Here is a 24,353-nt window from a genome sequence, read left to right as displayed (position 1 = left end):
GGTTCTTCCAGATTTCTGTTGGTGGTCAGGCGTTTTGGTTCAAAGAGGCAGGTTCAGCGGTTGGCACCGCCTTCCGCTCCCCAGCTGCCCGGCAGCATGGGTTCGGTGACGCCGCTGCCGAATCCATTGCCGGCCAACCGGTTCAGGCCGGCGGCCTGCTGGTCCTGACGGGTCACCGTGCCGGTGTAGCCGATGGGTACGGCACCGCGGGCCGAGGCCAGAACGTCGGCGCGCGGGGCCCCGTCCGCTCCCAAGTCGTCCCCGAAGTCCGGATCCACTTCGGAGTTCATGTCCAGGTACTCGTCGCGGACGCCGTGCTCTCTGGCTGCGCGACGACGACGTGCGCGACGCCGCTCGGTGGCGGCCGCCGCGGCAGCCGCGGCGGCCGCAGCCGCGATGCCGGACGCGGGCGCCGGCGCGGTGGCGCCGTCCCGGAGCGTCGGTGTGAAGCCGCCGCCCGGGTCATCGACCGCGACCGCATACGCCATCAGTGGTGCGGGGGCCGCCGGTGCCGGTGCCGCGGCCGAAGCCGGAGCGGGCGCCGGCGCGCTCGCCGGGCTGGCCGGCGTGGCAGGCACTGTCGGCGCGACACTGACCACCGGCATCGGGTGATCGGCGGTCTGTAGTTGCGGCGGCGGCGGAAATGCCTCGGCGAGTTCGGGTTCCGGCACGAAGTCCGGCTCCAGCAGCGCCAGGAGACCGAGGCTGGACAGGCCGACGGCGATCAGGGCCGGACCCCACAGCGGTGCGGTCAAACCCACGCCCCACGTGGTCCAGCCGACGGGCTGGAAGAACGCCTGATAGCCCAGCGCGAAAAGCAGTGGACCCCAGGTGGTCAACGCCCCCGAGGGGTTGGTCAGGAAGTCGAAGAACATCTGCCGGATCTGGCCCAGCGGGTCCTGCAGGAACTTCCAGATCAGGTCGCCGCCGGGCAGCGTCTTGATGTAGTTGTACAGGTAGTCGGTGATCGCGTTCGACGAGTCGAGCGACGTGCCGGCATCCGCCGCCTGCACCTGGGCACCCGCCTGCGTCGCACCGGCCGTGGCTGTACCGGCCTCGCCCACGCCGGCCGCCAGCATCATCGGTGCCGGTGTGGTCGTCGGGGTTGCCGCCACCGCCGCGCCCGACACCGCCTGGTACGTACCCATGACGGTCGCGGCCTGCAACCACATACGGGCGTAGTCGGCTTCGTTCAGTGCGATCGGAATGGTGTTGATCCCGAAGAAGTTCGTCGCGATCAGCGCCGCGTTCACCACGTGATTGAGCGCCAGTTCGGGCAGCGTCGGCATCGCGGCCAGGGCCGTGCTGTAGGCCGCGGCGGCGGTCTCGTGCGCCGCGGCGTTCGCGGCGCTGTTGGCGCTGGCCTGGGCCAGCCAGGTGAGATACGGCGCGTGGGAGGCGAGGTACTGCTCGGCGCTCGGACCCTCCCAGGCCCCCGCCTGGACCTCACCCAATAGCGCGGTGAGTTCAGCTGCGGCCGAGGCATATTCGGCGCTCAGCGACTGCCAGGCCGCCGCCGCGGCCAGCAGCGTGCCCGGACCGGGTCCACTGGACAGCAGCGTCGAATGGACTTCGGGCGGCAGCGCCGCCCAGATTGGGCCGGTTGGCAGGACTGTCCCCATGGGGGCGGTCATCTCAGCCCAGCACCGTCACGTAGGTGGCGGCGGCTTCGGCATCGCCCGTCGCGTAGCTGATGCCGGCTTCGGTGACACCGCCTGCGGCACGGCTGAGTTCGGTGACGCCCTGAGTCGCGACGGCCTCGTGTTCGGCGCCGTGTGCGCTCAGGCTCATCGCCGTCTGCAGCGATACCGGATCCGCGGCGGGCGGGATCACCGCGGTGACCGCGGGCGCGGCCGCGGCGTGTGCGGCGGCGAGCCGAGCGGTGAGCGCCTCGACGGCGGCACCGGCTGCGGTCAGTCCTTCGGGAACAACACGCAAGGTCATCAGTGGAACTCCCCTCGTTGGTTGGGCCGGCCCTGGATTGGCTCGGCCACAAGTGGATTGATCAGCTGGACGTAGGTGGCTTCATCGCTGTCGCCGAGCACCATGGCGCGACCGGCGGGCAGGCGGTTGAACCGGTGGCCGCGGATGCGGCCGCTGTCCTGCGGGTTGCCGGACAGCATGATGGTGGTGGCCTGCAGTTCACTCAGCCTGCGCAGCAGCGGAGCGGTCATCACCGCGTGGGCGGAGCCGGCGGCGCGGGCGGTGACGATCACCCGCAGCCCCAATTCGGCTGCCTGGGACAGCAACCCCAGCAGTGCCGTCCACGGCCGCTGGCCGACGAACGGACCACTGACCGCGGGGGCATCCGGGATCTGGTCGACATCGTCGATGATCAGGTAGTGGACGTGGTTGCCCTCCCCGTTCCGGTAGGTCCATCCACTCAGCTCCGCAGCCGACAGACCGGCTGGGGGCCTGCGCTTTTCGAGCAGGGCAGCCAGTCCGAGCAGCGCCGGGGTGACCCGGTCGACGTTCGGGGTGTACTCGTTGTCCGCGAACAGCGGCTCGTCCACCAGATGCAGCCTGCGGTCGATCACGGTGAACGCCACCGACTCGTGCGTGGAGTTGTCCCGGATGGTGCGGATCAGGTGCCGTAGCAGCGTGGTCTTGCCGGACTTGGCGTCGCCCAGCACCATCAGCAGCGGATTGGTCGAGAAGTCGACCGCAACCGGTGCCAGGTCCTGTTCGCGCTGACCGATCACCACGGTCTCGGGGCTGTGATAGAGCGGCGCAAGGGTTTCCGGCACCAGGTCCGTCGGCAGCAGCCGCACGGGCGGCGCCGTCTGCCCCGGGTACCGGGCATTGACGGCCGGGATCGCGGCGAGATCCGGTTCGGCGAACAGGAAATGCTCGGCTGCCATGGTCAGACCGCGGCCGGGCTGGTCGGCCGGGACACCGTCCGCCGGACGGGACAGGGCCGCCACGCCGGGGGTACCCGGTGACCGCACATTGCTGTCGCGCGAGTCGGCCAGCTTGAGCTCGAGCCGCAGACCCAGGCCATCGCGCATCGCGAGCGGCACCTCGAGCCAATTCGGCGTCGTGATCACCACGTGGATGCCATATGCCATACCGGAGTTGACCAGTTCGGTCACCTTGGACAGCAACGGGTTACGGGTGTTGAACGTGTCGGTGTTGTCCCGGCTGAACGCGTACAGGTTGTCCACCACCAGGAAGACATCGCCGTAGCCATCAGCAGACGGGTCGCGGACGTCGAAATCCCCCGCCGCGGCGCGGGCCTGACGGGACGCGAGCAACTGCTCCAGCTCACCGAAGGTCCGACGGATACGTTCGGGCTCCAGCGGCGACGCCACGCTGCCGACATGGGCCAGTGGCTTGAGCGAGCGCAGGCCGCCGCCGCCGTAGTCGAGGCAGTAGAACGTGACCGCACGCGGCGAGTGCGTCGCTGCTGCCGACAGGATGAACGTCTGCAGGGCAGACGATTTCCCGGACTTCGGCCCGCCGTGGATGACCAGGTTGGCGGCCGCCGAGGTGGCATCGAAGACCAGCGGATCGCGACGCATCTGGAACGGCCGGTCGATCTCACCCAGCGGCCAGCGGCCGCGCCCAGCGGGAATCTCGGCGCCCGCCAACAGCTCCGGCAGCGCGATCGGCTCGTCCAGCGGAGCCAGCCACAGCCGCGGCGCCTGCGGGCCGTACTGGGCCAGCTGCTCCCCGATGGTCGCCACCAGCTTGCGCGGCGGACGCAGGTCCGGCGTCTCGTCGGTGACGATCACCGTGTCGGGGGCCGGGGTGACGTGGCCGGCCGGGAAGAGCTGTGGTTGCGGAACCGCATGCACCACCACGGCTTTCTCGGCACGCGGCGGGTCGTAGATACCGTCCACGTAAGTGCTGCGGAACTTCACCGGCACCGCGCCCGGGGTCGGGACCAGGAAGCCTTCGCCCTTGTGTTCCGGCCCGGCCTCGATGTGGTAGGCGTCCTCGACACCGATGATCTGCCGGCTGATCGACGGGCTGGCAACCTTCAGACCGATGCGGTACGAGGTGTTCTTGTCGATGTCCTTGATCCGGCCCACGTCCAGCGTCTGCGACGCGAACAGGATGTGGATGCGGAACGAGCGGCCCTTGCGCGCAACGTAATCGAACAGCTCCGCGTATTCCGGATGATCGGCGAGCATCAGCGAGAACTCGTCGGCGACCACCAGCAGCGTCGGGATGGGAGGCAGATCGATGCCCGCTGCGGCAGCCTGATCCCTGGCCCCCTCGTACTCCAGCACCGAGTTGAAGGCGCTGCCCTGCACCCGGCGGCCGGCCTCCATCAGCAGCTGTTCCCGCCGCGCCACCTCACCACGCAGGGTGTCCGCGAACCGGTCGGCCAGCGAGCGCTTCTCGGCCATGTTCGAGATGACGGCGACCACCTGCGGGAAATCCCGGAAGATGTCGGCGCCGGCCTCGCCCTTGAAGTCGGCGTAGATGACGATGAGACGCTCGGCCGAGTGGGTCGTCAACAGCGACAACAGGATCGACATCAAGGTCTGCGACTTGCCCGAGCCCGTCATACCGATCATCAGACCGTGCGGACCCATACCGCCTTCGGCTTCGTCCTTCAGGTCGAACATCAGCGGTTCACCGGTGGCGGTGACGCCGATGGGCACCCGCAGCTCGTCGGCCCGCGCGCGCGGCGCCCACAGGCCGGCGACGTCGAGCGCGGCCGCGTCCGGGATACCCAGCAGGGTGCCGAACGTGGCCAGTCCGGCACCGGTGCTGCGGGCCCGGTTCGGGTTGGAGTCCCAGCGGGCCAGACCGCGCGCCAGATGCGCGGCGGCCTGCGGCGAAAAGTCGTCAGCGACATCGAAGTACGACTGCCACCCGGCTGCCGCCCACCGCTCGATGCGACCGCCGGCCACGCGGAGCACGGGGCGCTCGGGGTCCGGGTACTCCGGCTGCTGGGTGCCGCGCTGCACCACGGTGACACCGGCCAGCCCGGTCCGCGGCAGCAGCCCGTCGACGTCGGCGTCCGGGTCGTCGACGACGATCAGTAGGTGCCGCAGCGGCACGGTCTCGGCGGCGCCGAACGGCTCCCGGTCCGCGAGTTCACCCGACAGCAGGCCGGCAAGTTCCGGCACGCCGGCAGTCAGGTAGCGAGCCGGGCCGACACCGTCGATCTGCCCCGGAATATCGCTGTGCGGCAGCCACTTCAACCACGACCAGGTTTCCGATTCCAGCGCCTCGGCATCCGCCGCCGCCAGGCCGACCCCGAGAAGGGCCGGATCATGCCAGGTCACCGCTTGCGCGATCCAGGCACGCAGCGCGCCCTGCACCTCGTCGGCGTCGCCGAGCACGGTGATCCGCGAGACCTTGGTCAGGTCGATACCACCGGGGACCGCGGGGACCGTCCGTTGGACATTGAGGAGTCCGCGCAATGCGCTGTGCGACACCGGCTCCAGATCGATCTCGGCGGCAGTGTCCTTGACCTGCAGCACTGTCTCGAGCCGCGCGTCGTGCAGCCCGGCGCGCACCACCAGGAAATCGGCGTCGTGCGGGTCGCGCTCCCATTGGCGCCGGGTACCCGCGACGGCGGCCAACTGCTCGGGTGCGGGGTGGGACCACTCGCGCGCCGCGCGCTGCTCAGCGGCCTGAGCCCGCACGTTGTCCCGCACCACCGACAGGTAGCGCAGGTAATCGGCGCGCTCGGCGTCGACCTCCTCGGTCCGGGTCTTGTTGTCCGAACCGCGGTAGAACGCGGTGGCGGCCAACAGCAGAACGAACGGGAAGAACAACGTCTGCGGCGAGATGACGCGCATGCCGGTGGCCACCAGGGCCACCACCATGCCGACGATCAAGATGACGATCAGGTAGGGCAACACCCGGCGCAACAGCGACGGTGGCACCAGCCGCGGCAGTTCCGGTGGCGACTCGATGGTGATGACGCTCGCGCGGGTCGCCGGGACGGGCAGGCGGCGCCGCGCTTCGAAGATCAGACGGCTCACGGGTTCTCCCTCACAGCGACATCGACGGCCGGGCTGGTCCTGTTCGGCACGAGCGCCGGAATCTGCCACGCGTCACTGCGCGACAAGGTCGGGCCGGGCGCGAACTGGCTGAGGATCGACCACGGCATCGGCAGCGGCGCCGCGGTAAGCCCCAGCGCGGCAGGGGTTTTGCGATTGGCATTGGTCGCATCGCCTTCGGTGGAGATGCCGTAGCGGACGCCCGTGTCGCTGATCCAGTAGCCGGACAGCACCGGGGTGCCGGCCTGACCGGTGGCCTGGACGAAGTATCCGGTGCCCGGGGCGATGGCCACCCGCTGCGCGGTACCGGCGAGGCCGGCCAAGGCCACGGTGCGCTCGCCGGCGGGCAGCGGCAGCGTCGCTCCGGACAGCAGGGTGAGCGAATTGGTCGTGGCGCCATCGTGTTTGGTCCAGCGGGCGCAGGTCAACGGGGCCTTGGCGGCATCGACCACGGTGAGCGGGTGCTCCGGGTACGCCGCGGTGTTGATCGCGGTGGAGACGGGGATGCGGGCCACCTGGTCAGCGCTGAGCCGCGGCGGCTGGTCGAGCCCGTACGAGTCGGTATTGCGCAGCATCGCCGCCACGACCGGTGAAACCGGTTGCAGGCCATCGTCGAGGACCGCGTAGTACTGGAGGGAGTGGTACCCGGTGTCTGCCGAATCGTCCGTGCTGATCGCGGTGACCACCGCACCGACCGGTGCCGCGACCGGCATCGGATACGGGGTCGGCTGGCCCGCGCCCGCGATCGCCGGCGCGGCGAGCGGGGCGGACTCCGGGATGGCGTTGAACAGGCCGTCGGCGATGGCCCGGGGCGCGGGCAGTGCAGTGCCGTTGGCGCCCAAGCCCAGTGCCGCCGTCACCGCACGGTTGTTGAGGTCGACCGCACTGCGCCTGCCGTTCCACAACAGCCAGCTGCCGCCGTTCACGCCGGCCGAGCCCACACCATCGTTGCGGACCAGCACGGCGTCGTTGGCACCCAACGTGGCCGCGCGGGAGCTGCCTTCGGCCAGCGGTCCGGTGATCAGCGTGACGCCCACGACATCGCCGGTGACCGCATCGCACACGGTCCAGTCGGCGTCACGAGAAGTGTTGGGCACCATGCGTTCCGGGGCACCGGGGATGCCGATGAGGCCGCCGCGCGGGAACTTGTCCAGTTCGGCGCTCGGGACCATGGTCGGGTTGTCCGGCCGGCCGGCGATGAGCCGGGCCGACGTGAGGTTCAGGACCGGGTGCAGTTGGTCGCCCACCCGCACATACAGCGCGGAGGTCTCGCGGTCGGCCAGGATCACGTCGTTACCCGCGACGCCGGCGGGCCGGATCAGCGAGAAGACAAAGCACCCCGCCAGCGCGGTGACGAGGACCAGCCCACCCACCAGCACGGAGCGGCTCTGGGTCCGCAGCGGGTCGACCAGCATCCGGGTGTCGTGCATGGCTACACCAGATGCGATGCGCCGCATCAGGAATCGCCAGCCCGACACCTGGTGGCGGGTGACGAAGCCCCGGCGGTAGCGGACCTGCTCCGGGTTCTCGTTCACCGGCGTGCGGGAACTGAAGGTCTTTCGTTCGTCACTACTCACTGCGTGGGCACCACCAGTCCGAGACCACGCAGCAACGGCGCGGCCGAGTTGCTGACGTCACCCGCGGTGATCGTCATGAGTTCGTCGTCGGTGAAGTCATGTGCGGCAAGGTGATCCAGCCGGTACTCACGTTCTTCCTCCGAGCGCTCCACCAGATTTCGCACGAAGCGGCCGTTGCCCGCGATGTCGAGGCTGCGGCGTGCGACGCCGGCCGCGTCGGGCGTCGTCGCCGTCGCGAGGTGGCCGAACAACTGCTGCATCTCGGCCTGCGCCGCGGGTTCGAAGACGCTGTCACGCTTTTCGGCCATCCGCATGGCGATCTCGGTGAGTTCGGCTGCCGAGTACGACGGAAAGTCGATGCTGCGCGTGAAGCGCGACCGCAGACCTTCATTAGTGTCCAGGAACATGTCCAGGTCCTTGCGGTAGCCCGCGATGATCACGACCAAGCGGTTGCGGTCGTTCTCCATGCGCGCCAGCAGGGTGTCGATGGCGACCAGACCGAAGTCGTTCTTCGCGCCGGTGGACACCAGCGCGTAAGCCTCGTCGAGGAACAGCACGCCGTCCAGGGCACTGTCGATGACGGCGTTGGTCTTGGCCTCGGTTTCACCGATGTGCTGGCCGATCAGGTCGGCGCGATGCACCTCGCGCACCGTCTCTTTGCGCAGCAGGCCCAGGCCACAGTAGATCTTGGCGACCACACGGGCGATGGTCGTCTTACCAGTTCCGGGAGGGCCGGCGAACACCAGGTGGTTGGTGCGCTGGGCCACGGCCAGGCCCCGCTCTTGACGCCGAATCGACATGGCCACAGAGCTTTTCAGCCGGGCCACCTGATACTTGACCTCTTCCAGGCCGATGAACTCGGCCAGCTCGGCCTCCGCCTCGACGAGCAGATGCGCCTTGCGCGACTTGGCGTCCGGGTCGACGAACTCGGCCTCGGTCGGCTCGGTCTCGGGATCCCACGGGTTGTGCCGGGCCTCGATGCGGGCCGCGGTGGTCGGGTCGATGCCAAAGCTGGTGTCGGTCAGGGCATGTTCGGCGGCGGTGTTGTCCGGATGGGCGGCGTACAGTTCGGCCAGCACATCGGTGGCCTCCTCATCCTCGCCCTGTGCACGCAGCGACAGGGCCTTGACGAACGTGCCGTCGACCGCGGCGACGGCGACGGGCCCCTCGGGGTCCTCCAAGTGCGACAGCGCCGGGGCGAACATGCCCAACTGCGCCAACGCGATCCCCAGCGCCACCCGCGCGGCATGCGCGTACGCCGCGTCGAGGTTCGGATCGCTCACGATCGGGGTCAGCTGCCGGACCACGTCCGACCAGCGACGGGTGCGGTGATACATCGCCACCCGCACCCAGCGCGCCGGTAACCAGCCCGGCTTGCGGTCGAGCAGCTCGCTGACCAGCTGATCGGCTTCTTCATATGCCCCCGCGGCGGATAGCGTTGCGGCATAGGCGAGTTGGAAGCCGTCCCGGTCGGCGGCCCGGAACTGCAGATACAGCCCGCTGTCGTAGGTGAAGCCCAGATCCCCGTCAGCGAGGTCGAGGGCGCGCCGCAGCACACCTTCCGTGGACACCGTCCGCCAGATCGCCTCGACCACGTCGGGCGTCGCCGCGCCTGCGGCCGCCAAACCGGTCCAGGCGTCGCAGTGCTCGCCGGCGATGCGCGTCAGCGTCAGGAAACCGCCCAGAGCGGCATCGAGGTCAGCCGGGCGCCGGCGACCGTCGACGCTCAGCCCGAGCGCCAGACAGCTGGTGGAAAACCGGGTCAGCACGTCGCGGTCGACGCGTGATGCCCGCTGCACCGCATCAAAATCCGCGACCACTGTGTTACTGCCCGCGCTGCTCGGTCGCACGTGGGTCCTTTCCGTCATCGACACGCCGGAGGACGATCCGCCACTCATATGGCGATCGCCTCCGCGCGCACGAGCGGCCGGCACTTGGCCGTGCGGCCGCTCTAAGAAGGAGTCGGCACCCGGAACCGATTGGTTCCCGGCAGGCCGAGGAATGGGCACTGTGTCGCGCCGGCGCCCCGTGCGCGAAGTGCGCCGGTGCGGATACCGCAAATGTGCCAGTGCCCATGTTGGTGTTCGCGGGGTATTAGCGACCCCGCATATCTCCTTAAGTATGCCTAAGCTAACTCAGCGAAGTTAGCATTGCATAACTTAAGTTGTCGAGACGCACCCCACCACGACGCCGGGTGACGACGCTCACTCCCTAACGGCGGTGACCAGGCTGTTCGACGCGATCATGGTGGCCGCTTCCGGATTCGTCGGGACGGGACGGCCGACCGCCCGGAAGTAGTCGACGAGCTCCGTGGCTTCCGCGCGCCATCCCCGCGCGCCGAACCAGTCCGCTGCCGGCGCGATCTGCTCGTTGTAGATCAGCTTGAAAAAGCCGTCCGCCATCTCGTCCGACGCAGCCCGCTTGGCCGCGAACACCTCGGCCGGCATCGGCTTGCCCTCCTCGATGGCCACCCAACTGCCGGGCGCCGCCAGTGCGTCGATACCGGTGAACAGCTGCTCCTGCGCGGTGGCGGGCAGATAGATGAGCAAACCCTCGGCGATCCATGCCGACGGCCGCGTGGGATCGAAGCCGGCGTCCGTCAGCGCCGTCTGCCAATCGTCGCGCAGATCCACGGCGATTTCCCTACGCTCGGCTTTCGGTGCGGCCCCGTTGCCGGCCAACACCTCTCGCTTGAACTCGAGCACCCGGGGTTGATCCAGTTCGTAGATGACGGTGCCGTCCGGCCAGTCCAGTCGGTACGCCCGCGAGTCCAGCCCCGCGGCGAGCAGCACGATCTGGCGCACTCCCGCGGCCGCGGCACGCTGGAAATACGTGTCGAAGTACTTGGTCCGCGAGCCCTGGAAGTTGATGAACGGTTCGCCGAACTCGGACGTCGCCAAGGGATGTTCCGGGGCCTCGCCGTCCAACACGTCGGCCCACACGCCGCCCACCGCGCGAGTGAACACCTCGGCATATTGGTCCACCGCAAGCGGATTGGGCTTCGCTGCTTCCAACGCGCGCGCCGCGGCAACCATCACCGCGGTCGATCCAACGCTCGTATTGATGTCCCAGCTGTCATTGTCGCTCCGCACCCGCGCGAGGGTACGCCGACAACATGGACATCGGCCGAGACCGGCCTCAGACCAACGGGCGTCCGGTACGGATACGCCAGTTCAGATCCATCAGCATCCAGTTGAAGGGGAAGCGCCGCAGCGGCCCGGGCAGCACCCGGTTGACCACCTTCACGAGTCTCATCAGCGAATTGAAGCGCTTCTGCCGCTTGGCATCCCACGGCAACCGCATCTCGTCGCGGAAGCGTTGCGGCAGAAAGCCGGTGGTGAGCAGCAGCGAGAACGACTCGAACCAGCGTTGCAGCGGCCCCGGGAGTTGCAGGCCCTTCATCCGCACCGCGGCAATGGGATACAGGTAGTCACGGACCGTGTCATCGATGTGCACCTGGTCCAGCGACTCTTGCCAATACTTGTCGAAGGCGGCACGGTCGGCGGGCCACATCTCCGGCGTCACCTGCAACGTGGTGCCCATCGTCATGCCCTGGCGGTAGAACTCCTCGGCGGTCTCGTCATCCAGCTCTCCGACGACCAGGCGATACACATCGAGCGCGCCCTTGAACAGGCACGCCGCCACCCAGAGCTGCAGGTTCTTGTCCATGGCGCTGTACTTCACCGGGCTGTCCGCGGTGGAGTAGACCTGCCGGTGCGCCGTGTTCACCGCGCTGCGGAACGCCGCTTTCTGCTCGTCGGACCCGAGGATCGCGACCGCGAGGTACGTGAACGTGGTTCGCGCCCGCTTGATCGGATGCAGGTCCGTCCGGCCGCTTTCCACCCGGCTCTCCACGACGCCGTAGCCGACGCCGGGCCGGGCCAGCTGCATGATCACGTTCGCCGGACCCGCCAGCAGCGCAGCGCCGACCAACCCGTCGGAGTACTGCACACCACGACGCACCCGGCGGCCCGGCGCACACGCGTTGACCGGTAGTTCGACCAGATCGACCGTCATTGGTCACTCCTCGCAAAAGTGAGAACGATTGATTCCAGATATTGCCCGCGGCGGGGTGCGAGTGTCAAGATGGCGGGGTGCCTCAGGTACGGCCGTACCGCGGAATCGACGCGGCAGAACGCCTGGCCCAGCGACGGGCCCGGCTGCTCGACGCCGGACTCGACCTGCTGGGCGCCGCCCCGCCGGTGCCCGAACTCACCGTCCGCGCCATCTGCGGCGGAGCCGGCGTCGCGATGCGTTACTTCTACGAAAGCTTCTCCGACAAGGACGTTTTCGTCGAAGCCGTCTTCGACCACGTCGTCGCCGACCTGGCCACCACGACGCAGGCCGCAGTGGCCGCCGCGCCACCCGACGAGCAGAGCCGCGCGGGTATGGCCAACATCGTGCACGCCATCGCCGATGACGCGAGGGTCGGCCGGCTGCTGTTCAGCGCCCAGCTGTCCAACGAGGTCGTGGCCCGAAAGCGCAATGAGTCGACGGTCTTCTTCGCCATGTTGCTCGGCCAGCATGCCGGCGACGCCCTGCAATCGCCCGCCGGAGACCGACGCCGGGCCAGTACCCATTTCGCGGTCGGCGGCGTCGGGCAGACCCTGAGTGCCTGGCTGGCCGGTGAAATCACCTTCACGCCAGACGAATTGATCGAACACCTGGCCCTGCTGCTGGACACGCTCGGCAAGCGGGCCGTGCGCCGGTGACCGGGCCGCAGCTGCGCCGGCCCCGGCCGCCGCTGAATCAGCACATCGAGTTCTTCGGCTACTGGTCGCACGGCGGCGAAGCCTCCGACCGCAGCAGGGCCCTGCCCCGCGGCGCGGCCACCGTCGTGATCGACGTCGGTGGACGGGATCAGGTCGACTTCTTCTCGGCCGACGGCACCACCCGGGTGCCGGTGGAACCCGCGTTCCTGACCGGGCCGGGCACGCTGTCGTATGTCACTCGCATCGACCCGGGCGAGTCCGTGCTGACCATCCACTTCCGCCCGGGCGGCGCGCTGCCCTTCTGCGGAATTCCGTTGGCGGACCTGGAGAACGCCAGCGTCAACCTGACCGATCTCTGGGGCGCCGACGCCCTACTACTGCGGGAGCGGTTGATCGCAACACCGAGCTGGCCGCGGCGCATCGAGGTCGTAGAGGACTTTCTGCTGGCCCGGCTACGGCCCATTCCCCGCACCCTCATACCCGTGCTCCATGCCGCCGAACATCAACCCTCGCTTCGGGTTTCCGAGGCCGCCGAGCTGACGGGGTTCTCCCCCAGGCGACTGATCGCGACGTTCCGCAACGAGATCGGGCTGCCCCCGAAGGCCTATCTGCGCGTGCGGCGACTGCAAGCCGCGCTGCGCCTGCTCGATGCGGGCGCCGGTGCCGGGGCCGACGTCGCGGCCGCCCTCGGGTACTTCGACCAACCCCACTTCGTGCGCGAGTTCCGCGGGTTCACCTCGATTACACCGTCTCAGTACACGCAGCGGCGCAGCGCCTTGCCCAGCCATGTCGGGCTGACGGGGTAAGACCGGGGTATCGAGCCGCGGCAAAAATATCCAAGCGTCGCGTGCGACAGCCCGGCACCATGGAGGGATGCACGAAGGAGCCATGCACGAAGGAGGCCGGGCCGTAGCCAACACCGGTCTTCTGGTCGCCGCGATCCGCGCCGACGAATCCCGACGTCCCGACAGTCTTTTCACCGATCCGTTCGCCGAACGCCTGGCCGGCGAGACCGGCCGCCGACTGCTCGCCGAAGCCGTCGCCGAAGCCGGCGACCGGCCGACCCGGCAGATCGTGGTACGCACCCGGTTCTGGGACGAGGCCCTGCTGCGCGCCACGCAATCGGTCCGCCAGGTCGTCATCCTCGCCGCGGGTATGGACGCCCGCGCGTTCCGGCTGTCCTGGCCCGCGAGCACCACGGTCTACGAGTTGGACCAGCCCGAGGTGATCGCCGCCAAAGCTGCGGCGCTGGACGGCGAGCAGCCGTTGTGCACGCGAGTGCCCATCGGCGTCGATCTCACCGGCGATTGGACGGATGCGCTGCGATCCAACGGTTTTGACGAACGGCAGCCGACGGGGTGGTTGATCGAAGGACTGCTGCAGTACCTCGACGAAGCCGCTGTACGCACGGTCTTCGAACGGGTGGACGCGCTGTCCGCGACCGGCTCGGTGCTGCTGTACGACGTCGTCGGCAAGACCCTGCTGGACGCGCAGCTGCTCGCGGCGGTGCGGCAGTCGATGGCGCGCAATGGCGCCCCGTGGCTGTTCGGCACCGATCAACCGGGCGAGCTGGCCGCGCGCCACGGGTGGTCGGCCGTGGTCACCGACGTGGCCGTGCCCGGCAATGCCTGGGGCCGGTGGTTTGCCCCCGCGGTACCCATGGACGTACCCGACGTGCCACGGGGCTACTTCGTCGAGGCGACGAAATAGCCACGGCTGCTCAGTCCTTCACGTGCTGAGTGTTTCCAGCCAAGGATGGCCGGGATGCACGCGGGCCAGCCATCGGGACAGCCTGGCTCGCCGGAATCGATCCAGCATCGGCAGTGCGCGCAGGAAGTCGGCCTCATCTTTGGGGCGCCGCTGTTTCGCCTTGAACAAGAGCACGACCTCGGGGATCACATACGGGATGCCGTCGTCGGTATGAAGAATCAGCTCGCCGTACGGCATGGTGATCGAGGCGTCACGTCGGCATATCCACTGGTCGCCGCGGTGTGGCTCGCGGAACACGTCAAGGCGATAGCGCCCCGTAGCCGGTTCGCGCAGCCAGGTCTGATGCATGGTGTCTGCTTCTTCGGGGAACGGCCACGCCTGTCCGTTCCCGACGACATCCCATTCGAAGTCGGGAAACGCATCGGCGATCTCGGCGAATCGTGCACGCGGAACTCCGATTTCGAGATCGTCGTGGGCACGTCCGAGCCCGCCGATGAAGAGGTCCAACGCCCACCCGGCAGCGACGTACCAGCATGCTGAGGTGCCCGCGAGACGCTCAGCGACTTGCGCAGGTGTCCAAGCCTGCCAGAGCCGGTCGCACTCTTCGGCCGATAGGGAACGTCCGGTCACCGACTACCGCCCTTCACCGAGCGTCGCCGAAATGTCGGCGACACGCCGACGGGACCACCGATAGCCGCCACTCTCGGTGTAGCGCCTGCGACCGGCATTGCCTTCAGAGTCAGGCCGGGGCCACCGCCGGCCGCCGGTCAGCCGCCGTCCGCGGCTCCGTCACCGCATCAGCCTCGGTGAATTCCTTGGTCCAGCAAGCGAACTCCAACGTGATGCCGTCAGGATCCTGGAAGTAGAACGACCGCACATAGACTCCCGAGTGCACCGTTGCCGACGCCTGCATGGGGCTCTCGTCGTGGTTGAGCACCGGGCCGACCCGGACGCCCTTTTCCTTCAGCCGCTTGCGGTACTCGTCGAACTTCTCGGCGGGGACGTGAAAAGCCAAGTGATTCAACGAACCGACGGCACTCATGAACTCCCCGATCCCGGGCAGCGCGGCCGGCTGCGAGATGCCGGGCTCACCATCCGGCGCCTGGGCGAACCAGAAGAACGCCACGCAGTCACCATTGCCGGCGTCGAAGAAGAAGTGCTGCCCCATGCCGCCCGGCAGGTCGAGCGACTTCACCAGCGGCATCCCCAGCACACCTGAGTAGAAGTCGACGGTCCGCGCCATGTCTGCGCACACAAGGGCGACATGGTTGATGCCGCCCAGCTCGAACTCGGTGTTCCGGTTGTCGGGCTTGATCATCGTGCCACTCCTGACGACAGGGTCTGGTCAATCACCGAAACTGAATCTAACATCAGGTTCAGATTCGATCAATGCCCCTCCGAAAGGACGTCGTGTGACCATCGCGCCCCGCGAACAGCTCCCCACCGTGCGGGGCCGCCAGACGCAGGCGGCGATCGACAGCGCGGCCCGCGCCGTCATTGCCCGCAAAGGCATTCTGGCGACGACCATTTCGGATATCGCAGCAGAAGCCGGCCGGTCCACGGCGTCGTTCTACAACTACTACGACTCGAAGGAAGCAATGGTCCATGAATGGGCACAACGCTTCCGCGACGAAGCCCGGGACCGGGCGCTGTCCGCGACCAGCCCGGAGCTGACCAACTGGGAACGCTCCCACCAGGCCGCCGCCGCGCATTGGGACACCTACCGGCACCGACTGGCCGAGGTCATCGCAATCTCCCAATTGGCCATGATCAACGACGATTTCGCGCAGTATTGGGCCGAAATCTGCGAACTGCCGATCTCCCTGGTCATGTCCATGGTCAAACATGCTCAGCAACAAGGCTTCTGCCCGGACGATAATCCTCGGCTTGTCGCCGTGGCTCTGGTATCGATGCTGAACCAGTTCTGCTATACCCAATTGTCAGGCAACGGCGCCAACACCGCAGACGACGACGCCTGCGTCACCACCTTGGCCAACATCTTCTACCGGACCATTTACCACGAGGGGAATCCGCGTACATGACCAGACCCGGAAGTTCGTCTGCCGCGGGAGTCACCCGGGAGTTCATCGGGATGGACTCGCCGACCGCGCTGCGCGCCGGGTCCGGCGGACACCCCTGCCAGGGCGTCTACTACCGGGGCATGGGCCGTAAACCCAAGGTGGCCATGATCGCCGCCCACTACCAGATCGATTTCTCCGAGCATTACCTCGCCGACTACATGGCCACGCGGGGCATCGGATTCCTCGGCTGGAACACCCGATTCCGCGGCTATGAATCCAGCTTCCTGCTTGACCACGCGCTGGTGGACATCGGTGTCGGGGTACGCTGGCTGCGCGAGGTAGCGGGCGTGGAAACCGTTGTTCTGCTGGGTAATTCCGGTGGCGGCTCCCTGATGGCCGCGTACCAGGCCCAGGCGCTCAGTCCGCACATCACGCCAGTGGAGGGCATGCGCCCGGCCGCGGGCATCTTCGACCTGCTACCGGCCGACGGTTACATCTCCAGCGCCGCCCACCCCGGCCGACCGGACGTCCTCACCAATTGGATGGACGGCTCGGTGACCGACGAAGCCGATGCGCTGGCAGCCGATCCCGAGCTCGACCCGTTCGACGAGCGCAACGGGCCGCCCTTCTCTCCAGAATTCGTCCAGCGGTACCGCGACGCGCAGGTCGCCCGCAACCACGCGATCACCGACTGGGTGGAAACCGAATACGCGCGCGTTCGGGCCGCCGGCTTCCGGGACCGTCCATTCACCGTCATGCGCACCTGGGCCGACCTGCGCATGATCGACCCGACCCTCGAACCCACCAAACGCCCGGCCAATCAGTGCTATGCCGGTGTCCCGGTTCAGGCCAACCGCTCGGCCAACGGCATCGCCGCCGCGTGCACGCTGCGGAGCTGGCTGACCATGTGGAGCCTGCGGCACGCCCAGACCCGCGCGGAGCCGCATCTGGCCCTCATCGACAATCCGGCGCTGGTGATCAACGCCGAACAGGATTCGGGTGTGTACCCCTCAGACGCGCAACGCATCTTCGACGCGCTGGTCACAAAGGACAAGACGCTGCGCTCCATCGACTCCGATCACTACTTCACCACCCCGGGCGCCCGCAGTGAGCAGGCCGACGTCATCGCCAAGTGGATCGCCAAGCGGTGGCGGTGACGCCGGCGCTCCGGGTGCTGGCCCACTTCACCCCAGGTCCTCGAGTCGCCGAATTCCTTGCCCCGCTGCATGATCTGATCGACGTACGGTTCTGCGCCGCGGACGACGACGCGGCGTTCTACCGCGAACTGCCCGACACCGACGTGCTGTGGCACGTACTGCGGCCGCTCGGCGCCGATGACTTGGCGCAGGGCCGACGACTCAAGCTGGTGCACAAGATGGGCGCGGGCGTCAACACCATCGACGTCGACGCGGCGACCCGTCTCGGCATCGCGGTGGCCAACATGCCCGGCGCCAACGCCCCCTCGGTCGCCGAGGGCACGGTGATGCTGATGCTGGCCGCGCTGCGGCGGCTGCCCCAACTCGACCGCGCGACTCGCCGCGGCAACGGCTGGCCGACCGACCCGACCCTCGGCGAGACCGTCCGAGACCTCGGCAGCTGCACCGTCGGGCTGATCGGTTACGGCAACATCGCCAAGCGGGTGGAGACCATCGTCACCGCCATGGGCGCGACCGTTGTGCATACCAATACCCGTGGCGCGCACGGCCACCCAGGCTGGCGCAGCCTGCCCGACCTACTCGCCACCAGCGACGTCGTCTCCCTGCACCTGCCGCTCACCGAACGCACCGAGGGCCTGCTCGATGCCGGTGCACTGAGCCGCATGAAGCCGGGCGCGGTGCTGGTCAACACGTCGCGCGGCGCCGTCATCGACGAGCCGGCCCTGGTGTCGGCCCTTCGGGGCGGACCCCTGCAGGCCGCCGGCCTCGACGTGTTCGCCACCGAACCCGTCGATCCGGCCAACCCACTGCTGACGCTCGACAACGTCGTCGTCAGCCCGCACGTCACCTGGTACACGGCCGACACCATGCGCCGTTACCTGGCCGAAGCAGTCGCCAACTGCGAGCGACTCGCCACCGGGCAGCAGCTCGCCAACGTGGTAAACCAGGTGCACTTCTAGACACCCGTCAAGTGGGTTACTCTCGGAACCAACCGACCAGTTAATTGGTTGGGTGCGCCGCACAATGCCCACAACCGGCCACAGGAGGCAACGATGCCCATCGCGATCATGTCCGAGCACAACGATCTGGCCGATTCGGTCCGATCCCTGGTGGCGCGCGTCGCACCATCCGAGGTGCTGCACCATGCACTCGAAACCCCGATCAGTAACCCGCCGCCGTACTGGGGCGCCGCTGCCGACCAGGGCCTGCAGGGCCTACACCTGTCGGAAGCGGTTGGCGGACAAGGGTTCGGCATCCTCGAACTCGCGATCACGCTGGCCGAATTCGGCTACGGCGCCGTCCCCGGGCCCTTCGTCCCGTCGGCCATCGCCAGTGCACTGATCGCCGCCCACGACCCCAAGTCCAGCCTGCTGCCGGGCCTGGCCTCCGGTGAGACCATCGCCGCGTACGCGCTGACCTCAGGTCTGAGCGCGGAAACTCAGGGCGACGGGCTCGTCGTCAGCGGTGCGATTCGTGCCGTGCCGGCCGCCGCTCAAGCTGCGCTCTTGGTGGTGCCCGTCGGCACCCAGTGGGTCGTCCTCGACACTGCAACTCTGCAGATCGACCCGGTGCAGAGTGTCGACCCCCTGCACCCGGTGGCGCACGTCCGCGCCGACGCCGTCGCTGTCGGCGCCGACCGGGTGCTGTCCGGCCTGAACCAGTCCCATGCCCGCGCCCTCGTCACCACGCTGCTGGCGGCCGAATGCGTCGGCGTCGCGCGGTGGGCCACTGACACCGCCGCCGAGTACGCCAAGATTCGCGAGCAGTTCGGCCGGCCCATCGGCCAGTTCCAGGCCATCAAGCACAAGTGCGCCAACATGATTGCCGAAACCGAACGCGCGACCGGCGCGGTCTGGGACGCCGCCCGCGCACTCGACGAGCACGCTTCCGGCGACGCCGATTCCGGCTACGAGTTCGCCGCCGCCGTGGCCGCCACCCTGGCGCCCGTCGCCGCGCAACACTGCACGCAGGACTGCATCCAGGTGCACGGCGGTATCGGCTTCACCTGGGAGCACGACACCAACGTCTACTACCGGCACGCCATCGCGCTGGTCGCCGGGTTCGGCCGCGCCGCCGACTACCCGCGCCAGGTGGTGGACCTTGCCACGACTTCCGGCATGCGGTCCATCGACATCGACCTCGACCCGGACACCGAGAAACTGCGCGCCGAAATCCGCGCGGAAGTGGCTGCACTCAAAGCAATTCCCAGCGGCGCCGAGCGCAATACCGCGATCGCCGAAGGCGGCTGGGTGCAACCGCACCTGCCAAGGCCGTGGGGCCGGGCCGCCGCGCCGATCGAGCAGATCATCATCGCCCAGGAATTCGCCACCGGGAAGGTCCGGCGGCCGCAGATGGGCATCGCGGCATGGATCATCCCGTCGATCGTGGCGTTCGGCACCGACAAGCAACAGCAGGACTTCCTGCCGCCGACATTCCGCGGCGACATGATCTGGTGCCAGCTGTTCTCCGAGCCCGGCGCCGGCAGTGACCTGGCCAGCCTGACCACCAAGGCCGTCAAGGTCGACGGCGGCTGGCGCATCACCGGCCAGAAGATCTGGACGACGGGCGCCCAGTTCTCCGCATGGGGCGCGCTATTGGCCCGGACCGACCCCACTGCGCCGAAACACCAAGGCATCACCTATTTCCTGCTCGACATGTTGAGCCCGGGCGTCGAGGTCAAGCCGCTGCGCGAACTCACCGGCAATGCCATGTTCAACACCGTCTTCATCGACGACGTCTTCGTGCCCGACGACATGGTGCTCGGTGAGGTGAACCGCGGCTGGGAAGTCAGCCGCAACACCCTGACCAATGAGCGCGTGTCCATCGGCAGCAGCGAGCCCCCGTTCCTGGCCAGCCTCGAGCAGTTCGTGGAGTTCCTGAGTGCCGGCGAGTTCGACGAGCTGCAACGGCACGAGGCCGGCAAGCTGATCGCCGAAGGCCACGCGGCCAAGCTGCTCAACATGCGGTCGACGCTGCTGACGCTGGCCGGCGGCGACCCGATGCCTGCCGCCGCCATCTCGAAGCTGCTGTCGATGAAGACGGGTCAGGGTTACGCCGAGTTCGGCGTCGCGTCATTCGGCAGCGACGCTGCCGTCGGCGATCCGCAGGAGCCCTCGGGCCGGTGGGACGAGTACCTGCTGGCGGGCCGTGCCACGACCATCTACGGCGGCACCTCCGAGGTGCAGCTGAACATCATCGCCGAGCGGCTGCTGGGCCTGCCTCGCGACCCGTAACGCCGCCCGGCGCAAAGTCGGAGAAACCCCCGTTTCGGTGCAGAAATGGGGGTTTTTCCGCACTGCTCGACGTCGTGCTTCAGTGCTACTGTTGACGTAGTCGGAAACATATTTGGTGGTGATCATCATGACCACGGGTGAGCTGACCACACGAGCGTCGCGGCTCCTGCGCACCGTGTTCATCGGTGCCATCGCGATCGCGTTCACGATCGTCCCGACGACTCTGCGCAGCCCGACCACATCTGTGCAAGCAGGCGGTGACCCGTGCGTCAACGGCGTCGTCCCGTGGAACCCTTACGTCGTGAACTGCAACCTGCCCGACCGGAAGACCCCCAAGGTGCGCGGTGCGGCTCCCGACGCGGGCGCCATCATCGCCTGCCGCGGCAGGCCGGTTTGCCTGTCCTGGTACGTGAACGGGCCCTGAATCTCGTGATGCGACGGATTTCCCTGCCGGTGCCGGTCTAGATCAAGACCGAACCATCAGCAGCAGGGAGTCCCCATGACCACCACAGCGGTAATCAACGGCGGCAAGACCGCCATCGTCAGCGGCGCCGGCCGCGGCTTCGGCCGGGCCATCTCCGTCGCGCTCGTCAGCGCGGGTTGGCACGTCGTCGGCGTCGCGCGCACCGAAGCCGACCTGCAGTCTCTGCAGGCCGAAGTCGGCGATCGCTTCACGCCCTGCCCCGGCGATGCCACCGACGAGGAACTGGGTGCCCTGCTGATCACTCACCACCGTCCCCAGCTGCTGGTGCTCAATGCCGGAGCGACCCCACCCACGGCGCCGCTATCCCGCCAGACCTGGGAAACCTTCAGCGAAAACTGGCACACCGATACCCGTCATGTGTTCGGCTGGACCAAGGCCGCGCTCAACGCGCCGCTGCCATCAGGAAGCACGGTCATCGCAATGTCCAGTGGTGCGGCCCTCCGCGGGTCTCCGTTGAGCGGCGGTTTCGCCGGCGCCAACGCCACGGTCAGGTTCATCTCCGACTACGCGACCGAGGAAGCGGGTCAAGCGGACCTGGGCATCCGCTTCGTGACGCTGTACCCCATGCTCAGCCCCACCGGAGTCGGTGCGGTCGGCGTGACGGCCTACGCCGCTGCGCAGGGCATCGATCCGGAGACCTTCATCGCCCGGTTGCAACCAGTGCTGACAGCGGACATCGTCGCCAAGACGGTGGTCGAGTTGGCCGCCGATTCGTCCCCCGCTGCCGGCTACGTGCTCACCGGCACCGGCGCGAGCCCGGTCTGATGACGACGACCGCCGAATTCACCGCGCTGACAGCACAATTCAGGCCCGAGCTGCTGGCGCACTGCTACCGGATCCTCGGCTCGATCCACGATGCGGAGGATCAGGTTCAGGAAACCTATCTACGGGCGTGGCGCGGATTCGGCCGCTTCGAAGGGCGCTCGTCGGTGCGGCGCTGGCTGTACACCATCGCCACGCGAACGTGCCTGAGCGCCATAGAGAACCGGGGCCGGCGGCCACTCCCGTCCGGTATCGGGCCGCCGGCTGAAGACCACCGCATCCCCTTGGGCGACCGCGCATCTGAAGTGAGGTGGCTGCAACCCATTCCGGACTCTCTTGTCGACCCACAAGATCCGGCGGTCATCGTCGTCAGACAGACCGGCCTGCGGCTTGCCCTCATCGCGGCGCTACAGCACTTGCCCGCCCGGCAGCGGGCCGCGCTGACGCTGCGGGACATCCTGGCGTTCCCGGCAGTTGAAGTCGCCGAAATCCTCGATACCACCGTGGACGCGGTCGACGCGCTGCTCCGTCGGGCCCGTCGCACCCTCGACACCGCGGGCGTCGCGGCGGACGAGGTCACCGAACCGGAGGACGACCGCACCCGGGACCTGCTCCAGCGCTACCTCGACGCCTTCACCCGGGCCGACGCCCACGCCCTGGTCGACCTGGTCCGCGCCGATGTCGAATTCGAAATGCCGCCCATCCCAACCTGGTTCAGTGGTTCAGCTGCCGTGATCGGCTTCTTGGGCAACCGCGTGCTGCGCCGGCCCGGCCAATGGCATGCGGTACCCACGCGCGCGAACGGACAGCCGGCTCTGGTGTTCTATACCTGGCGCGGCGACGGCACCATGCACGGCTACGGCGTGCAGGTGCTGACGCTGCGCGCGGGCCGCATCTCCCGCATCACCGCATTCAACGATCCTGCGCTGGTGCCGTCGTTCGGCCCGCCGGTCCTGCACCTCGAACGGTGAGCCTAGACGTCCATGTCACGCAGCGCGCGCTTGAGGATCTTGCCCGTCGGGTTGCGCGGCAACTCGTCGAGGAAGACGACCTCACGCGGAACCTTGTAGCGCGCCAGGTGATCTCGGACGTAGGTCTTGATGTCGTCCTCGCTGACGGTGGCGCCCTCGGTCTTGACGACGAAGGCCCGCAGCCGCGCGCCGAAGTCCTGGTCGTCGACACCGATGGCGGTCGCCTCCACCACCTCGGGGTGCCCGCTGATCAGGTCCTCGACCTCGGCAGGAAACACGTTCTCGCCGCCGGAGACGATCATCTCGTCGTCGCGGCCGCTGACGTACAGCAGTCCACGCTCGTCGAAGTAGCCGACGTCGCCCGAGGAGAGCATCCCGTCGATGATCTCCTTGCCACCGCCGCCGGTGTAGCCCTCGAACGGGAAGGTGGTGCCGACGAAGATGCGGCCGACGCTGCCCTGTGGCAGCTCCTTGCCGTTGTCGTCGAAGATCTTCACGCGTACGCCCTTGACCACCGGGCCCACCGTCGCGGGATTGATCGACAGGTCCTGCGGCCGCGCGATGGTGGCGAACGAGATCTCGGTCGAGCCGTACAGGTTGTAGATCACCGGGCCCAGATCCTTGAGCGCCCGCGTCGCCAGCTCGGACCCCAGCTGCGAACCCGACACGAAGACGATGCGCAGACTCGACAGGTTCGGCTTCGGCGACGTCTTGTCCAGTTCATCGAGAATGCGCGACAGCATCACCGGCACCACCACCATGGCGGTCACCCGGTGCCGTTCGATGTCGGCGAGCACCGTGGCCGGCTTGAACCGGCGGCGCAGCACGAGCGTGCTGCCGAGCAGCATGGCGATGGTCGAATGCAGGTACCCCAGCGCGTGGAACATGGGCGCGGGCAGGCTGGTGACCTCGCCAGACTTGAACGGTACCGACGACAGCACGCCACCGACCGGAGCCAGCGACGGCGGGGCACTTCGGTTGGCGCCCTTGGGAGTTCCCGTGGTGCCGCTGGTCAAGATGATGATCGAGGCCGCCTTGGCGACCTTCGGCGGCGCGAGGCTACTGGTCCGGGCAATGACCTCGGCCAAGGATTCGTCGGTGCTGCCCGACGGTTCCGGTTTGTCGGGGTTGTGCCCCAGGGCCCGCAGCTTGCCCAGCGGCGGCTCGGCGAGTGCGACGGCGTCGGCGTATTCGTCGTCGTAGATGATCAGCTGGGCGCCCTCACGCTCGGACACCTCTTTGATCTGCGGCCCTGAGAACTCGGTGTTGAGCAGGATGATTCGCGCACCGACGCGGGCCGCGCCGTACACCGAAATCAGGAACCACCGGTGGTTGCGGGCCAGGATGGCCACGCCTTCGCCGGCCTGAACCCCCTTGGCACGCAACGCGTTGGCGGTCGCGTTCACGGCGTCGTCGAACTCCTGGAAGGTGATATCGCCGTCGTCGTCGATGACGGCGACGCGGTGCGGGGTACGACGTGCATTGAGCGCCGGGACCATGCCGATCTCACCCCAGCGCACGATGTCGGCGAGCATCGCCGCGATGTGCTGCGGCGACTCGAGTTTGAGCGCGCCCGCTTCGAACATCTTCCTGGCGTAGTGCAGTTCGGCGGCGCCGCGGTCGGCCAATTGGGTGACCGACTTACCGCCCAATTTCTCGAACGACTCCTGGACCTTGCTTGCTATTTGCGACGGGAGGTCGGTCAGCTTCGCCATGAGCCAACAATATGTGACCCGCGCGTAACCCGGCTGCAACTCCCG

General features: G+C 68.1%; 20 protein-coding genes. 10 read left to right on the top strand and 10 right to left on the bottom strand.

Features of this window, described 5'->3' with window-relative positions; all coding sequences use genetic code 11:
• Positions 1–53 precede the first annotated feature (53 nt).
• The 7 genes from ACX12F_RS01705 to ACX12F_RS01675 all read right to left on the bottom strand — a co-directional run bounded on the left by ACX12F_RS01705 (position 54) and on the right by ACX12F_RS01675 (position 11,560).
• Positions 54–1,634 carry a PPE family protein gene (locus tag ACX12F_RS01705; RefSeq protein WP_459367993.1) on the bottom strand — a complete coding sequence of 527 codons (1,581 nt, stop codon included), beginning with the start codon at positions 1,632–1,634 and terminating at the stop codon, positions 54–56.
• A 1-nt stretch (position 1,635) separates the two neighbouring features.
• A complete protein-coding gene (locus ACX12F_RS01700; RefSeq protein WP_459367992.1) occupies positions 1,636–1,944 on the bottom strand; it encodes a PE family protein in 309 nt (102 codons plus the stop codon).
• On the bottom strand, positions 1,944–5,948 hold the full coding sequence (gene eccCa, locus ACX12F_RS01695) for a type VII secretion protein EccCa (RefSeq protein ID WP_459367991.1): 4,005 nt from the start codon (positions 5,946–5,948) through the stop codon (positions 1,944–1,946). The genes ACX12F_RS01700 and eccCa overlap by 1 nt, the downstream gene beginning before the upstream one ends.
• Positions 5,945–7,543: a type VII secretion protein EccB gene (gene eccB, locus ACX12F_RS01690; protein ID WP_459367990.1), complete on the bottom strand. Its 1,599-nt coding sequence runs from the start codon at positions 7,541–7,543 to the stop codon at positions 5,945–5,947. The genes eccCa and eccB overlap by 4 nt, the downstream gene beginning before the upstream one ends.
• The gene (eccA, locus tag ACX12F_RS01685) at positions 7,540–9,411 is read right to left on the bottom strand and encodes a type VII secretion AAA-ATPase EccA (protein WP_459370211.1); all 1,872 of its coding nucleotides are present in this window, start codon (positions 9,409–9,411) and stop codon (positions 7,540–7,542) included. Before eccA ends, eccB begins: the two co-directional genes overlap by 4 nt.
• A 336-nt stretch (positions 9,412–9,747) precedes the next feature.
• On the bottom strand, positions 9,748–10,635 hold the full coding sequence (locus ACX12F_RS01680) for a class I SAM-dependent methyltransferase (protein ID WP_459367989.1): 888 nt from the start codon (positions 10,633–10,635) through the stop codon (positions 9,748–9,750).
• A gap of 46 nt (positions 10,636–10,681) precedes the next feature.
• Positions 10,682–11,560 (bottom strand): oxygenase MpaB family protein, encoded by an 879-nt coding sequence (locus ACX12F_RS01675; protein WP_459367988.1) that lies wholly within the window; start codon positions 11,558–11,560, stop codon positions 10,682–10,684.
• 77 nt (positions 11,561–11,637) lie between these two features.
• On the opposite strand from ACX12F_RS01675, the gene ACX12F_RS01670 reads away from it, so the two are divergent.
• The 3 genes from ACX12F_RS01670 to ACX12F_RS01660 all read left to right on the top strand — a co-directional run bounded on the left by ACX12F_RS01670 (position 11,638) and on the right by ACX12F_RS01660 (position 13,965).
• The gene (locus ACX12F_RS01670; RefSeq protein WP_459367987.1) at positions 11,638–12,255 is read left to right on the top strand and encodes a TetR/AcrR family transcriptional regulator; all 618 of its coding nucleotides are present in this window, start codon (positions 11,638–11,640) and stop codon (positions 12,253–12,255) included.
• On the top strand, positions 12,252–13,061 hold the full coding sequence (locus tag ACX12F_RS01665) for a helix-turn-helix domain-containing protein (protein ID WP_459367986.1): 810 nt from the start codon (positions 12,252–12,254) through the stop codon (positions 13,059–13,061). Before ACX12F_RS01670 ends, ACX12F_RS01665 begins: the two co-directional genes overlap by 4 nt.
• 67 nt (positions 13,062–13,128) lie before the next feature.
• Entirely contained in the window at positions 13,129–13,965 is an 837-nt protein-coding gene (locus tag ACX12F_RS01660) for an SAM-dependent methyltransferase (protein ID WP_459367985.1), read from the top strand.
• 18 nt (positions 13,966–13,983) lie between these two features.
• On the opposite strand, the gene ACX12F_RS01655 is transcribed toward ACX12F_RS01660, so the two are convergent.
• Together ACX12F_RS01655 and ACX12F_RS01650 are read right to left on the bottom strand one after the other, a co-directional pair.
• Positions 13,984–14,595 carry a hypothetical protein gene (locus tag ACX12F_RS01655; protein WP_459367984.1) on the bottom strand — a complete coding sequence of 204 codons (612 nt, stop codon included), beginning with the start codon at positions 14,593–14,595 and terminating at the stop codon, positions 13,984–13,986.
• A gap of 109 nt (positions 14,596–14,704) precedes the next feature.
• The gene (locus tag ACX12F_RS01650; RefSeq protein WP_459367983.1) at positions 14,705–15,283 is read right to left on the bottom strand and encodes a VOC family protein; all 579 of its coding nucleotides are present in this window, start codon (positions 15,281–15,283) and stop codon (positions 14,705–14,707) included.
• Between the two features lie 94 nt (positions 15,284–15,377).
• Here ACX12F_RS01650 and ACX12F_RS01645 point away from each other — a divergent pair, with 94 nt between their 5' ends.
• The 7 genes from ACX12F_RS01645 to ACX12F_RS01615 all read left to right on the top strand — a co-directional run bounded on the left by ACX12F_RS01645 (position 15,378) and on the right by ACX12F_RS01615 (position 22,593).
• Positions 15,378–16,007: a TetR/AcrR family transcriptional regulator gene (locus tag ACX12F_RS01645; protein ID WP_459367982.1), complete on the top strand. Its 630-nt coding sequence runs from the start codon at positions 15,378–15,380 to the stop codon at positions 16,005–16,007.
• Positions 16,004–17,143, top strand: a complete 1,140-nt coding sequence (locus ACX12F_RS01640) for an alpha/beta hydrolase family protein (protein WP_459367981.1) — start codon at positions 16,004–16,006, stop codon at positions 17,141–17,143. Before ACX12F_RS01645 ends, ACX12F_RS01640 begins: the two co-directional genes overlap by 4 nt.
• On the top strand, positions 17,134–18,102 hold the full coding sequence (locus tag ACX12F_RS01635; RefSeq protein WP_459370210.1) for a 2-hydroxyacid dehydrogenase: 969 nt from the start codon (positions 17,134–17,136) through the stop codon (positions 18,100–18,102). The genes ACX12F_RS01640 and ACX12F_RS01635 overlap by 10 nt, the downstream gene beginning before the upstream one ends.
• 93 nt (positions 18,103–18,195) lie before the next feature.
• Positions 18,196–20,376, top strand: a complete 2,181-nt coding sequence (locus tag ACX12F_RS01630; protein WP_459367980.1) for an acyl-CoA dehydrogenase family protein — start codon at positions 18,196–18,198, stop codon at positions 20,374–20,376.
• 121 nt (positions 20,377–20,497) lie between these two features.
• Entirely contained in the window at positions 20,498–20,800 is a 303-nt protein-coding gene (locus ACX12F_RS01625) for a hypothetical protein (protein WP_459370209.1), read from the top strand.
• A 75-nt stretch (positions 20,801–20,875) separates the two neighbouring features.
• On the top strand, positions 20,876–21,625 hold the full coding sequence (locus ACX12F_RS01620) for an SDR family oxidoreductase (protein WP_459367979.1): 750 nt from the start codon (positions 20,876–20,878) through the stop codon (positions 21,623–21,625).
• Positions 21,625–22,593, top strand: coding sequence for a sigma-70 family RNA polymerase sigma factor (locus ACX12F_RS01615; protein WP_459367978.1), 969 nt, complete (start codon positions 21,625–21,627; stop codon positions 22,591–22,593). The genes ACX12F_RS01620 and ACX12F_RS01615 overlap by 1 nt, the downstream gene beginning before the upstream one ends.
• A gap of 2 nt (positions 22,594–22,595) precedes the next feature.
• Here the strand turns inward: ACX12F_RS01615 and fadD2 are convergent, their stop codons facing one another.
• A complete protein-coding gene (gene fadD2 / locus ACX12F_RS01610; protein WP_459367977.1) occupies positions 22,596–24,308 on the bottom strand; it encodes a long-chain-fatty-acid--CoA ligase FadD2 in 1,713 nt (570 codons plus the stop codon).
• Positions 24,309–24,353 lie beyond the last annotated feature (45 nt).

Source organism: Mycolicibacterium sp. HS_4_1 (assembly GCF_054515875.1).
Note: the sequence above shows the minus strand (reverse complement) of the source record. Positions and strands in the feature narration are given on the sequence as shown.

What these genes read in the sequence shown, in the direction of transcription:
- ACX12F_RS01615 (WP_459367978.1), top strand. Translation starts at nt 21,625, where the DNA reads ATGACGACGACCGCCGAATTCACCGCGCTGACAGCACAATTCAGGCCC.
- ACX12F_RS01675 (WP_459367988.1), bottom strand. Translation starts at nt 11,560, where the DNA reads ATGACGGTCGATCTGGTCGAACTACCGGTCAACGCGTGTGCGCCGGGC.
- ACX12F_RS01705 (WP_459367993.1), bottom strand. Translation starts at nt 1,634, where the DNA reads ATGACCGCCCCCATGGGGACAGTCCTGCCAACCGGCCCAATCTGGGCG.
- ACX12F_RS01640 (WP_459367981.1), top strand. Translation starts at nt 16,004, where the DNA reads ATGACCAGACCCGGAAGTTCGTCTGCCGCGGGAGTCACCCGGGAGTTC.
- ACX12F_RS01660 (WP_459367985.1), top strand. Translation starts at nt 13,129, where the DNA reads ATGCACGAAGGAGCCATGCACGAAGGAGGCCGGGCCGTAGCCAACACC.
- eccA (WP_459370211.1), bottom strand. Translation starts at nt 9,411, where the DNA reads ATGACGGAAAGGACCCACGTGCGACCGAGCAGCGCGGGCAGTAACACA.
- fadD2 (WP_459367977.1), bottom strand. Translation starts at nt 24,308, where the DNA reads ATGGCGAAGCTGACCGACCTCCCGTCGCAAATAGCAAGCAAGGTCCAG.
- ACX12F_RS01700 (WP_459367992.1), bottom strand. Translation starts at nt 1,944, where the DNA reads ATGACCTTGCGTGTTGTTCCCGAAGGACTGACCGCAGCCGGTGCCGCC.
- ACX12F_RS01620 (WP_459367979.1), top strand. Translation starts at nt 20,876, where the DNA reads ATGACCACCACAGCGGTAATCAACGGCGGCAAGACCGCCATCGTCAGC.
- ACX12F_RS01650 (WP_459367983.1), bottom strand. Translation starts at nt 15,283, where the DNA reads ATGATCAAGCCCGACAACCGGAACACCGAGTTCGAGCTGGGCGGCATC.
- ACX12F_RS01630 (WP_459367980.1), top strand. Translation starts at nt 18,196, where the DNA reads ATGCCCATCGCGATCATGTCCGAGCACAACGATCTGGCCGATTCGGTC.